At 63.5% G+C, this 11,829-nt stretch carries 11 protein-coding genes; 8 read left to right on the top strand and 3 right to left on the bottom strand.

Annotation, left to right across the window (positions count from 1 at the left end; genetic code table 11):
- Positions 1-32 precede the first annotated feature (32 nt).
- Positions 33-512, bottom strand: a complete 480-nt coding sequence (locus NP945_RS03835; protein ID WP_164749052.1) for an Lrp/AsnC family transcriptional regulator — start codon at positions 510-512, stop codon at positions 33-35.
- A gap of 106 nt (positions 513-618) precedes the next feature.
- On the opposite strand from NP945_RS03835, the gene NP945_RS03830 reads away from it, so the two are divergent.
- The 8 genes from NP945_RS03830 to NP945_RS03795 all read left to right on the top strand — a co-directional run bounded on the left by NP945_RS03830 (position 619) and on the right by NP945_RS03795 (position 8,671).
- Positions 619-1,827, top strand: a complete 1,209-nt coding sequence (locus NP945_RS03830; protein ID WP_256745620.1) for a diaminopropionate ammonia-lyase — start codon at positions 619-621, stop codon at positions 1,825-1,827.
- Positions 1,824-3,050, top strand: a complete 1,227-nt coding sequence (locus NP945_RS03825) for a Zn-dependent hydrolase (protein ID WP_256745619.1) — start codon at positions 1,824-1,826, stop codon at positions 3,048-3,050. The genes NP945_RS03830 and NP945_RS03825 overlap by 4 nt, the downstream gene beginning before the upstream one ends.
- A 17-nt stretch (positions 3,051-3,067) precedes the next feature.
- Positions 3,068-4,240, top strand: a complete 1,173-nt coding sequence (locus NP945_RS03820; RefSeq protein WP_256745618.1) for a M20 aminoacylase family protein — start codon at positions 3,068-3,070, stop codon at positions 4,238-4,240.
- Positions 4,241-4,642: 402 nt separating this feature from the next.
- A complete protein-coding gene (locus NP945_RS03815; protein WP_127321275.1) occupies positions 4,643-4,816 on the top strand; it encodes a hypothetical protein in 174 nt (57 codons plus the stop codon).
- 89 nt (positions 4,817-4,905) lie between these two features.
- Complete coding sequence (locus NP945_RS03810) at positions 4,906-6,999, top strand: ATP-dependent helicase (protein WP_256745617.1); 2,094 nt, start codon at positions 4,906-4,908, stop codon at positions 6,997-6,999.
- Positions 7,000-7,016: 17 nt separating this feature from the next.
- The gene (gene dapB, locus NP945_RS03805; protein WP_256745616.1) at positions 7,017-7,796 is read left to right on the top strand and encodes a 4-hydroxy-tetrahydrodipicolinate reductase; all 780 of its coding nucleotides are present in this window, start codon (positions 7,017-7,019) and stop codon (positions 7,794-7,796) included.
- Positions 7,797-8,192: 396 nt separating this feature from the next.
- On the top strand, positions 8,193-8,396 hold the full coding sequence (locus tag NP945_RS03800; protein WP_256745615.1) for a DUF680 domain-containing protein: 204 nt from the start codon (positions 8,193-8,195) through the stop codon (positions 8,394-8,396).
- A 47-nt stretch (positions 8,397-8,443) separates the two neighbouring features.
- Positions 8,444-8,671 (top strand): DUF680 domain-containing protein, encoded by a 228-nt coding sequence (locus NP945_RS03795; protein WP_127270735.1) that lies wholly within the window; start codon positions 8,444-8,446, stop codon positions 8,669-8,671.
- Between the two features lie 137 nt (positions 8,672-8,808).
- On the opposite strand, the gene NP945_RS03790 is transcribed toward NP945_RS03795, so the two are convergent.
- On the bottom strand, positions 8,809-11,115 hold the full coding sequence (locus NP945_RS03790) for an excinuclease ABC subunit UvrA (protein WP_256745614.1): 2,307 nt from the start codon (positions 11,113-11,115) through the stop codon (positions 8,809-8,811).
- Positions 11,116-11,304: 189 nt separating this feature from the next.
- Positions 11,305-11,820: a histidine phosphatase family protein gene (locus NP945_RS03785; protein ID WP_256745613.1), complete on the bottom strand. Its 516-nt coding sequence runs from the start codon at positions 11,818-11,820 to the stop codon at positions 11,305-11,307.
- Positions 11,821-11,829 lie beyond the last annotated feature (9 nt).

Raw genomic sequence — 11,829 nt, 5'->3', positions numbered from 1 at the left:
CAGACCGTGCAGGATTTTTCGGCCGCCTGACGCTAGCCGGGTAAGGGCACCGTCAGCCCGACCTTGACCCGGTCCATCGCAACAAAAGTTCGGAACTTGCGGACATTGTTGCTGTCGAAGAACAGTTTTCGCGTCAGCGCCTCATAGGCGGCCATGTCGGCCACGGTGATGACCAGGATGAAATCGGCCTCGCCGGTGACGTAGTAGCATTGCTGAACCTCGGGGGTTGCCGAGAATTGCCGCTTGGCCGCATCGATCAGTTCGGCACGTTCGCTCTCGAGTTCCACCTCGACGAAGATGGTGATCGGCTGGCCGACCGCTGCCGGCTCGACGACCGCGACATTGCCGGCGATGACGCCGGTCTGCTCCATGCGCTTGATGCGGCGCTGCACCGCCGGCGCCGACAGGTTCACCGCCTCGCCGATCAGCCGCTGCGGCGTCGTGTTGTCGCGCTGCAGGATGGCAAGGATGGCGAGATCGAAACTGTCGAGCATGGGTGGCGATACAGGCAATGGAGAGGTCCTCGGCGAAACAAACTTGCATTTGGGAGGCCATATTGCAGCGCCCTTTGCACCGATCCTGCAATATATTCTCGCCGAACGCCAAGGAGGCCTGCCAGTGTTCCTGCTCAACCGCAATACTCTGCATCGCCTGCCACTCGATCCGGCCGATGCCGAAATCCTCGGCGTGGCCGGCGCTGACACGGTCGAGCGTTTTTTCAGCCATCGCGACGATCACCTGATGACGCCACTGCATGCGCTGCCGGCGCTCGCCAGCGAATTCGGACTTGGCGCTATCCATATCAAGGATGAAGGCTTTCGCCTCGGCCTCGGCAGCTTCAAGGCTCTGGGCGGCGCTTATGCCGTCTTCCGCCTGGTGCTGGAGGAGGCAGGCAACCGGCTTGGCCGGCCCGTCGATGTTGCCGATCTCGATCGGCCTGATGTACGGGCCGTCACTGCTGCGATGACATTTGCCTGTGCGACCGACGGCAATCATGGCCGCTCCGTTGCGCAAGGCGTGCAACTCGTCGGCGCGCGGGCGGCGATCTTCGTCCACGCCGGCGTCAGCGAGGAGCGCATAGCGGCGATCGCCCGCTATGGTGCCGAGATGATCCGCGTCGACGGCAACTATGATGATTCGGTCAGGCAGGCCGCCCAGGTTTCGGCCGAGAAGGGCTGGACCGTCGTGTCCGACACCTCATGGCCGGGCTATGAACGGATTCCTGGCCTGGTCATGCAGGGCTATACGGCGATCGTGCGCGAAGCGTTGCGTCAGCTCCCTCGGACACCAACCCACGTCTTTGTGCAGGCTGGCGTCGGTGGCATTGCCGCCGCGCTGGCCGGTCATCTCGCCATCGTGCTCGGTGACGCCAGGCCGACCTTCATCGTGGTCGAGCCGGCGCGTGCAGCCTGTGTTTTTGCGGCCGCCCAGGCCGGGCACCCGGTCAAGGTCGCGCATGGCCGGCCGACGGTGATGGCCATGCTTGAATGCTACGAGGCCTCCCCGGTAGCCTGGCGGGTGCTGGCGCGCGCCGCCGATGCCTTCATGACGGTGGATGAGACCGACGCCATCACGGTGATGCGGCGGTTGGCCCGGCCGGCCGGCGGGGATCCGGTGATCGTCGCCGGCGAAAGCGGCGGTGTTGGTCTTGCCGGGCTGATCCGGGCGATGGCTGACAACCCGACCGAGCTTGGACTGGACGGCAAATCGCGGGTGCTGGTGATCAACACCGAAGGTGCCACCGACCCGCATCGCTATGCCGAGCTGGTCGGCATGAGCCCGGCCGATGTGCTGGAAGGCAAGAGAAAAGCCGAGGCAACGGCATGATCGCCATCGATGCACAGCGCCTGCTTGGCCGTATCCGCGAACTCGGTGCCGTCGGTCGCGACGGCGAGGACAGGCTGATCCGGCTGGCCGCCTCCGACACCGACAAGCAGGGCCGCGATCTCTTCGTCGGCTGGCTGCGGCAGGCCGGACTCGATGTCGCCATCGACCGGGTCGGCAATATTCTCGGCACCTGGCAAAGCCCGGACAACAGGGAGCAGGCGCCGCTGCTCATCGGCTCGCATATCGACACCGTCATCGATGCCGGCATCTATGACGGCTGCTACGGGGTGCTTGCCGGGCTGGAAGTGATCGAGACGCTCAAGGCGACAGGCTTTTCGCCGTCGCGCCCGATCGCGGTCGCCGCTTTCACCAATGAGGAGGGCGTACGCTACACGCCCGACATGATGGGCTCGCTGGTCCACGCCGGCGGCATCGATGCCGAAACGGTGCTGGCGGCTGTCGGCACCGACGGCAGCGTGCTGGGCCAGGAGCTCGCCCGCATCGGTTATGCCGGCGACCGGGAACCCGGCTTCCTCAAACCGCATGCTTATCTCGAACTGCATATCGAACAGGGGCCGGTGCTGGAGCGTGAAAGCGTGCCGATCGGCGCGGTGGAGAATCTGCAGGGCATCTCCTGGCAGCGTATCACCATAGACGGCGTCGCCAATCATGCCGGCACCACGCCGATGTCGATGCGCAACGATGCCGGCCACGCCGCCGCCCGGACCATCACCTTCCTGCTCGACCGGATCAAAGCCTCGAACGCGCCGACGGTGGCGACCGTGGGTACGATCCGCTTCGAGCCGAATGCCATCAACGTCATTCCCTCGCGCGCCGTCTTCACCATCGATCTGCGCGACCCCGACGAACAGCGCCTCCAGGCGGAGGAGGCGGCGCTTGCCGCCTATCTCGAGCAGCTTGCCACCGATGAGAACGTGACGATCTCGGTCGAGCAACTGGCTCGCTTCGAGCCGGTGATCTTCGACCTTCGCATCGTCGAGCTGATCGAGGCCGCCGCGAAACGCCGTGGCCTTGGCGTCAGGCGCATGACGTCCGGCGCCGGCCACGATGCACAGATGCTGGCGCGCATCGCACCGGCGGCCATGATCTTCGTGCCGAGCGCCGATGGCATCAGCCACAGTCCGCGCGAACACACCGAAGATTCCGAGCTTGTTGCCGGGGCCAACATCCTGCTTGATGTGGCCGCGCAACTGGCAAACTAGGTCAGAAGGGGCGGAAAATGTCTGAACTCGATCGCGATGCGCTGAAGCAGGAAATGATTTTCTGGCGGCGCGATCTGCACGCGCATCCCGAATTCGGTTTCGAGGAGAAGCGTACCGCAGCCTTCGTCGCTGCCAAACTGCGTGAGTTCGGCCTCGATGACGTCAGCGAAGGCGTCGGCGGCACCGGTATCGTCGGCACGTTGACGCGCGGCAGCGGCAATCGGGCGATTGCGCTCAGGGCCGACATGGATGCACTGCGCATATCAGAACAATCGGACGCACCCTACCGGTCCGGCAATCCTGGCATCATGCATGCCTGCGGCCATGACGGCCACACCACCATGCTGCTCGGCGCGGCAAAGCTGCTGGCAGGTGAGGGCGGTTTCGACGGCACCGTGCGCTTCGTCTTTCAGCCGGCCGAGGAATGGGGCAGGGGCGCACTCGCCATGCTCGACGATGGGCTGATGCAGCGCTTTCCCTTCGACGAGATCTTCGGCCTGCACAACATGCCCGGCTTGCCGATCGGGCATTTCGAGACCCGTGCCGGCCCCATAATGTCGGCCGAGGATATCTTCGAGATCGTGCTCAAAGGGCTCGGCGGCCATGCCGCGCGGCCGCATGCGGGCAATGAGACGCTGGTCGCCGCCTGCGCGCTGGTCACCAATCTGCAGACCATCGTCTCGCGCCGGCTGAGCCCGGCCGACATATCGGTGGTTTCGGTGACCGAGCTGATCACCGACGGCACCCGCAACGCTCTGCCCGGCCTTGCCCGCATCCTCGGCGATGCGCGCAGCTTCCGCCCCGAGGTCAGCGCCGAGATCGAGCGGCAGATGCGCATCATTACGCAGGGCACCGCTGCCGCCTACAATGTCGCGGCCGAGGTCAATTACAGCAGGGAGTTCGTGCCGCTGCGCAACGATGCCGAACTGGTCGATGCAGCATTTGCCGCCGCAAGGCAGGTCTTCGAACCCGGCAACATCGCCGTCGCTCGCGAGCCGATGACCGCCTCCGAGGATTTCGCCCGCTTCCTCGACCATGTGCCGGGCTGCTTCGTCTTCCTGGGCAATGGCGAGGGCTCGGCGCCGCTGCACAATTCCAGCTACGACTTCGACGATGAGGGGCTGTTGTTCGGCACGAATTTCCATGTCGCGCTGGTCAGGCAACGATTGGGTGGCGAGGCGGGAAGATGAAGGAGATTGCCGGGATGCTGGCCGGGACAAGCTTGTGACGGACCGGCGACCGATAGGGCAGTGCGCCTCGGTACGCTTTTAACAAAGATAATCCGCCGATGACGCAGGGGAAAGACTCAGCTAGCCTTACCTGTGCGGCGGACCTAATTATCCGCTTGGCCGGCGCTTCACTCCTCCCAAGCGGCGCCGGCCTTCTTCTCCAAAAGTCCGTCCGGGACGCCACAGCGGGTTGCGGCAGCACGCGAACCCCGCAAACGCCAAGTTCCGCCTCCGGTTGCCTCGAGAATGCATCGGGGAGCGCTGGCGAAACCGCCCTCCATCTTCGACTGCGCGCGTGGACGATTGGCAAGGGAACCAAAGGCGGTTTCCCCGGTTGGTTCTACTCCAAAGGAGTGTTGCACTATGTTCCGTCTGCTCGTCGCCGGCGCCTTCGCCTATGTCACTTATCGTATCGCCAGGAAGATGGTCGAAACCGTGCCCGATACGGTCGACCCGCTGCTATTGCCGCCGTCGAAGCATGATCGCGAGACCTTGCGGCGGCAGTCGGCCGACATGGGTGTCGATCCGCAACGCTAAAGACAGGGATGTCGCGCTTCGGCCTGTCTAGCACGAGGCCAGCCCCGCATCGATATTGCGAACAAAGCAGAAACGATGCTTGATGGGCGATGAACCTCGCCACTGCTGATTCGACCTTTCGGGACCCGACCGTCCAGCCTGCCTATCTCGCCCGGCTCAACGATGCCCAGCGCCAGGCAGTCGAGCACGGCGACGGCCAGATAGCCGGTCCGCTGCTGGTCATTGCCGGCGCCGGTTCGGGCAAGACCAACACGCTGGCGCATCGCGTCGCTCATCTGGTCGTCAAGGGGGCAGACCCGCGCCGCATCCTGCTGATGACGTTTTCGCGCCGCGCCGCGTCCGAAATGGCCAGGCGCGTCGAGCGTATCGCCGGCGAAGTGCTCGGCCGCGATGCAGCTGTCATCACCGATGCGCTGACCTGGGCGGGAACCTTTCACGGCATCGGCGCGCGGCTGCTTCGCGACTATGCGCTGGAGATCGGCCTCGACCCTGCCTTCACCATCCATGACCGCGAGGACTCCGCCGACCTGATGAATCTGGTCCGCCACGAACTCGGCTTCTCGAAGACGGAAGCGCGTTTCCCCACCAAGGGCACCTGCCTTGCCATCTATTCGCGCGCCGTCAACGCACAGGCGCCGCTCAACCAGGTGTTGGGTTCCGCCTTTCCCTGGTGCGCCGGTTGGGCCGAGCAGCTGAAACAATTGTTCGCCGGTTATGTCGAGGCCAAGCAGGCGCAAAACGTGCTCGATTACGACGATTTGCTGCTCTACTGGGCGCAGATGGCGGGGGAGCCCGAGATAGCAGCGCATCTGGGCGGGCGTTTCGATCATGTGCTGGTCGACGAATACCAGGACACTAACCGCTTGCAGGCTTCGATCCTGATGGCGCTGAAACCCGACGGCGCCGGGCTGACGGTGGTGGGCGACGATGCACAGTCGATCTATTCGTTCCGTGCCGCCGAGGTGCGCAACATCCTCGACTTCCCCAACCAGTTCGCGCAAGCCGCCGACGTCGTGATGCTGGAGCGCAATTACCGCTCGACCGAAACCATCCTGGCGGCCGCCAATGCGGTGATAGGCGAAGCCTCGGAACGCTTCACCAAGAACCTGTGGTCGGAGCGCAAGTCCACCGACAGGCCAAAACTGGTGAGCGTGCGCGACGAGGTCGAGCAGGCCAATTTCGTCTGCGATACCATCCTGGCCGAGCGCGAGGCCGGCACGGCACTGAAATCGCAGGCGGTGCTGTTTCGCGCCTCGCACCACAGCGGGCCGCTGGAGATCGAGTTGACGCGGCGCAATATTCCCTTTGTCAAGTTCGGCGGGCTAAAGTTCCTCGATGCCGCTCACGTAAAGGATGTGCTGGCGGTGCTGCGCTTTGCCGAAAACCCGCGCGACCGGGTCGCCGGCTTCCGCGTGCTGCAACTGATGCCGGGCATCGGCCCTTCGGCTGCCGCGCAGATCGTCGAGACCATGACGACGGCGCTGGACGAGGCCATGGGGCTGGCCGGCTGGCGTCCGCCGCAACGCGCCGCGGATGACTGGCCGGGCTTCGTCTCGCTCTATTCCGGCCTGCGCGCCGGCGCCAAATGGCCGGCCGACCTCGAACAGATCAGGCTGTGGTATGAGCCGCATCTGGAGCGCATCCACGAGGATGCGACGACGCGGCGCGCCGATCTCTTGCAACTTGAACAGATCGGTTCGGGCTATGCTTCGCGCGAACGCTTCCTGACAGAACTGACGCTCGATCCGCCGGACGCCACCAGCGACCAGGCCGGGCCGCCGCATCGCGACGAGGACTATCTGATCCTGTCGACCATCCATTCGGCCAAGGGCCAGGAATGGAAGAACGTCTTCGTGCTCAACACGGTCGACGGCTGTATCCCGGCCGATCTCGGCGTCGGCACCAAGGAAGACATCGAGGAGGAGCGCCGGCTGCTCTACGTGGCGATGACGCGGGCCAAGGACAATCTCAACCTGGTCATGCCGCAACGCTTCTTTCCGCACGGCCAGGCGGCGCGCGGCGACCGCCATCTCTATGCCTCGCGCACCCGCTTCATCCCGGCTTCGATCCTGGCTGCGTTCCAGCAGGTGTCCTGGCCGAGCGCACAGGCGGCACAGGGCAGGGCGGCTCGGCCGGAGGTGCGCGTCGACATCGGCGCGCGCATGCGCGGCATGTGGAAATAGCTGCGGGATAGCGCCCCATGTTGAAACCACCGGTCAGGGTCGCCATAGCGGGTGCGCTGGGCCGCATGGGCCGCGAGATGGCGTCCGCCGTGCACGGCGACGCGCGGCTGGCGCTCGCCGCCCGCTTCCACCGGCCGGGCAGTATCGGAGAAGGGCTGGTGAGCCGCGACGAGGCGCTTGCCGTGGCCGACGTGGTCATCGACTTCACCACGCCGGCTGCCTCGGCTGATCTGGCCAGCATTTGCGCCGAGCGCGGCGGGCCGGCCCTGGTCATCGGCTCAACGGGCTTCGATGCTGATGAATCGGCTGCTATCGCCGACGCCGCGAAAACAATTGCCATCGTGCGCTCCGGCAGCTTTTCGCTCGGGCTCAACATGCTGGTCGGGCTGGTCGAGCAGGCGGCGCGGGCACTCGATCCCGGTGACTGGGACGTGGAGATTGTCGAGGCGCATCATCGCCACAAGGTCGATGCGCCATCGGGAACGGCGTTGATGCTGGGGCATGCCGCAGCCGGTGGACGCGGCATCGACCTGGACACGGTCGCAAGGCGTGCACGCGACGGCGTCATCGGCTCGCGGCCGACCGGCGAGATCGGCTTTGCGGTACTGCGTGGCGGCAGCATCATCGGCGAACACAGCGTCAGATTCTGCGCCGAGGGCGAGACCTTGACCTTGTCGCATGCAGCCGGCGACCGCGTCATGTTCGCACGCGGCGCCATCGCCGCCGCGCTCTGGCTCGAGGGACGTCCGCCCGGCGAATATGACATGCGCGACGTGCTGGGCATGACCGGCCTATAGCGGCCGGTTTGTCGTCCCGGTTGGACGTACGCACCCATATCTCGTCCACCTCCGCACCGAAAAAAGAACGCTGGAGGGGTCAGGTCTCTTCAAACCGAACCGTTCGGTTCGATTTCTGTTGACGGACTGTATAGCAGATGGTGAACGCTGGCCTGGTTGTCGGCCTCGGATAGTGGGAGAAGAATCTCACTAAAGATTTGATTTCGAACAATAAAATTATGACCGCCGGGGGCCTGTGCCAAATTTCAAGGCCCGGATTCAAGCTGCGGAGGAACATCTTCGTGATTGGAATCCGCGGCAGGGCAAACCCATCTCGGGGTGGTCCGAGCGACGCGAAATTCCTCCCAAGGGCACGCCACCAGACGGACAGAACAAAGAAATACTGGAGTAACTAAAATGACCAAGATCGCTCTTACCGCCGCCGCCATCCTCGTTGCCACGGGGACTGCTTTTGCCGGCAGCGACAACTATGGCTCGGCCAACGCCAATCAGCCTGCCGTCACTGTCGACCATTCGGTCACCGCTTCGACCTCGAAGTCGACACAGACCGTCCAGGCCCCAGCGTCGCAGGGCGCTGACCGCAATCTCTTCGGCCGCTAATCGCGACTGCCGATATCAACCCAATCTTGAATTCAGGAGTAAACAAAATGACCAAGATCGCTCTTACCGCCGCCGCCATCCTCGTCGCCACGGGCACCGCTTTTGCCGGCAGCGACAACTATGGCTCTTACAATGCCAACCAGCCGGTTGCGAACCAGTCCGTGTCCAACATCGACACCACACACACCGGCTCGATCCCGAAGTCCGTAAAGACGCAGGGTGATGCCAATGCCAAGGTGCCGGCTCAGTCGGGCCAGGGCATCTGGGGTCGTTGATTTTCTGAAGTCTGCGACCACAAAGAGCGGTGGGCTTTGCCCGCCGCTCTTGTTTTATGCGTTGGGAAAATATTTCGAAATGACGAGCAGTCGGCTAAAGCTCGCCGGGCGCCGGAAAAGTGCTCCACATCCATAATTCAGGTTTCGAGTGATGCACCCGCCCTGATCCAGGGCGCCGTCTGAGACGTTTCCGAGTTGATCATCTCGATCGGATTGCCCTTGAAGATAACGCTGCCGCCATTCTGCCCGGCGCCCGGACCCATCTCGATAATCCAGTCGGCTTGTGTGATGACGTCGAGATTGTGCTCGATCACCAGCAACGTGTTGCCGCTGTCGGCCAGCCGCCCCATCAACCTGACCAGCCTTGCGACATCCGACATGTGCAACCCTGTTGTCGGCTCGTCGAGGATGAAGATGCGTCCGGTATTCTGCAACTCCGTTGCCAGCTTGATGCGCTGGCGTTCACCGCCAGAGAGACTGCTCAGGGGTTGGCCAAGCGTCATGTAGTCAAGGCCGACCTCGGCCACACGGTCGAGTGCCGGGCGGATGTCCGGCTCGTGGAAGAAGCGCTGGGCGTCTGAAACGCTCATGCTCAGCACGTCGTCGATGTTCTTGCCGCGAAGTTTGTAAGCGAGCACCGCGTCGGTGAACCGTCGGCCGTGGCAGACCTCGCAAGCGCTGACGATGGTGTCCATGAAGGCCATATCCATGCGGGTGACACCGAGCCCTTTGCACCCCGGACAGGCCCCGGCCGAGTTGGAACTGAACAAAGAGGCACCGACGCTATTGGCTTCGGCGAATAGTTTTCGGATTGGGTCGAGGACCCCTGTATAGGTCGCCGTGTTCGAGCGTATGGAGCCGCCCAGCGCACCCTGGTCGATGCATACGGCGTCGGGGTAGCGACGCGAGAACACGCCGTTGATCAGTGAACTCTTGCCCGAACCGGCAACGCCGACGACCGCAGTGAGCACCCCTTGTGGAATGTCGACGCTGACGTTCTTGAGGTTGTGGAGGTTGGCGTTGCGCAGCTTCAACCAGCCTGTCGGGGGGCGCAGCACCGCTTTCGGGTGCGGTCGGGCCTTCATGAAGCGGCCGGTTAAAGTGTCGGATCGTTCGAGATCGGCCACCTTGCCCTCGAAGACGACGCGCCCACCACTCTCGCCCGCGCCCGGACCCATATCGATGACATGGTCGGCGATGGCGATGATCTGAGGATCGTGCTCGACCACCAGCACAGTGTTGCCCTTGTCGCGGATCTCTCGTAGCAGCGCGATCATCTGGTTGACGTCGCGAGGATGCAAACCGATGCTCGGTTCATCGAACACATAGGTCAGATCGGTGAGACTGCTGCCGAGATGCCGGAGCATTTTGACGCGCTGCGATTCCCCGCCCGATAGCGTCGATGTTTGCCGGTCCATGCTGATATAGCCGAGCCCGATGCCAGTCATGTGGTCAAGTCGGGCGCAGAGCGCCGCGACGATCGGCACAGCCGCGGTCGTGGAAATTTCCGCGACAATGGGCACAAGATCGCTGGCCGGCATGGCGGCAAGGTCGGCTATGCTGTTGCCGTTGATCTTGCATGCCAGGACTTCCGGCCGCAACCGCGCCCCATGGCAATCCGGGCATAGCCCGCTGGTCACCACGCTCTCCAGCGCCTCGTTCCGGTCTGAACTCGACCGGTTGTGCAGAAAGCTGCGGTGAAAGCGCGGGATCAGCCCCTCATACATCGAACTCGCCCACCAGCCTTTGGCCGGATGCGGCGGCTTGTGTGGCTCGGCATTCAGCAAAAGCTCCCATTCCTCGGGACTGTAGTCTTCGAATTTCTTGTCGTTGTCGAAATAACCCGACAGCACATAGCGCTTCCAGCGCGCGCTGCCGACAGCGAGAAGCGGGAAGCGGATAGCGCCATCGTTGAGTGATTTCGAGCGGTCGAGCAGTGCGTCGACATCAACCGTGGTGATGGCGCCGATCCCCTCACAGCGCGGGCACATGCCGTCCGGATGGTTGAAGGAAAAGACGCTGGACAGGCCGACAAATGGTTCGCCGACCCTGGAAAACAACAGTCGCAACAGGGCTTGGATGTCGGTGGCTGTGCCGACGGTCGAGCGGGCATTGCCGCCTAGGCGCTTCTGATCAACAACGATCGCCACCGCCAGATTCTCGATCAAATCCACGTCTGGCTGTCCATAGTGCGGCAGGCGATGGCGGGCGAAGGAACTGAAGGTCTCATTGAGTTGGCGCTGCGATTCCGCCGCGATTGTATCGAATACCAGCGAGGACTTTCCCGAACCCGAGACGCCGGTGAAAACGGTGATCAGCTTTTTTGGAATGTCGATGCTGACGTTCTTGAGATTGTGCTCGCGGCTGCCGACGACACGAATGGCCTCATGACTTTGCAGTTCGTGAGACCGCCAGGCGGTTTTGCGCAGGGGAGATCCGGTCATTTCCGGCTCGCGAGTTCAGTCAGCGGGATGGCGCACGTGCGGACCGGTTCGCTCGATTATCGGCGGCCCATGTGGAAAAACTCGCTATATGCGGTCTGGTTCCCAACCAGGGCGGCTTCGCTGGAACATGCGATCGGCAACGTGCCCGACGCGTCGTTTTGCATGGGACGAAGCCGTGCGGGACAGGTCTTAGCGGAGATCCTTCGGCCTGAGGCAATGCGTCAGCCGCGCTCCGCCGAAGGCGAGATCCGTCCAGTCGGTGTCAACGGTGAAACGGGCCAGCGCCGCGGTCGGGAATTTTTCCTCAAGCCGGTTCCGAGCCGAGCCATCCGATTGCGAACCGGCAAGGCGTCGTGCGAATTCTTCCAGGCCGGGATTGTGGCCCAGCAACAGAATGGTGTTGGTTGCGGCCTTTACCTTGCGCAGCCCGGCGAGAATGTCCGCCGCCGTCGCTTCGTAGAGCGCTTCGACAAATTCGACAGGCGCCTCCATGGGCCACTCGGCCGCCACCAGCCGCCAGGTCTCACGGGTGCGCAGCGCCGGCGACACCAGCGCCAGGTCCGGCAGCCAGCCGCGCGCCGCAAGTTCGCGCCCCATCAACCGGGCTGCCCTCGATCCGCGTTCGGCCAAAGGCCGGTCGAAATCATCAAGGCCAGGGTCGTCCCAGCTGGATTTGGCGTGACGAAGCAGGAAAAGCTGTTTCATCGTCACGCT

The sequence above is a fragment of the Mesorhizobium sp. LMG17149 genome, from assembly GCF_024518695.1.
In the GTDB taxonomy this organism is placed as follows: domain Bacteria; phylum Pseudomonadota; class Alphaproteobacteria; order Rhizobiales; family Rhizobiaceae; genus Mesorhizobium.
Note: the sequence above shows the minus strand (reverse complement) of the source record. Positions and strands in the feature narration are given on the sequence as shown.

Bases quoted from the DNA above. Each gene is read 5' to 3' on its own strand.
- NP945_RS03825 (WP_256745619.1), top strand. From the start codon at position 1,824: ATGATCGCCATCGATGCACAGCGCCTGCTTGGCCGTATCCGCGAACTC.
- NP945_RS03820 (WP_256745618.1), top strand. From the start codon at position 3,068: ATGTCTGAACTCGATCGCGATGCGCTGAAGCAGGAAATGATTTTCTGG.
- NP945_RS03815 (WP_127321275.1), top strand. From the start codon at position 4,643: ATGTTCCGTCTGCTCGTCGCCGGCGCCTTCGCCTATGTCACTTATCGT.
- NP945_RS03810 (WP_256745617.1), top strand. From the start codon at position 4,906: ATGAACCTCGCCACTGCTGATTCGACCTTTCGGGACCCGACCGTCCAG.
- dapB (WP_256745616.1), top strand. From the start codon at position 7,017: ATGTTGAAACCACCGGTCAGGGTCGCCATAGCGGGTGCGCTGGGCCGC.
- NP945_RS03800 (WP_256745615.1), top strand. From the start codon at position 8,193: ATGACCAAGATCGCTCTTACCGCCGCCGCCATCCTCGTTGCCACGGGG.
- NP945_RS03795 (WP_127270735.1), top strand. From the start codon at position 8,444: ATGACCAAGATCGCTCTTACCGCCGCCGCCATCCTCGTCGCCACGGGC.
- NP945_RS03790 (WP_256745614.1), bottom strand. From the start codon at position 11,115: ATGACCGGATCTCCCCTGCGCAAAACCGCCTGGCGGTCTCACGAACTG.
- NP945_RS03785 (WP_256745613.1), bottom strand. From the start codon at position 11,820: ATGAAACAGCTTTTCCTGCTTCGTCACGCCAAATCCAGCTGGGACGAC.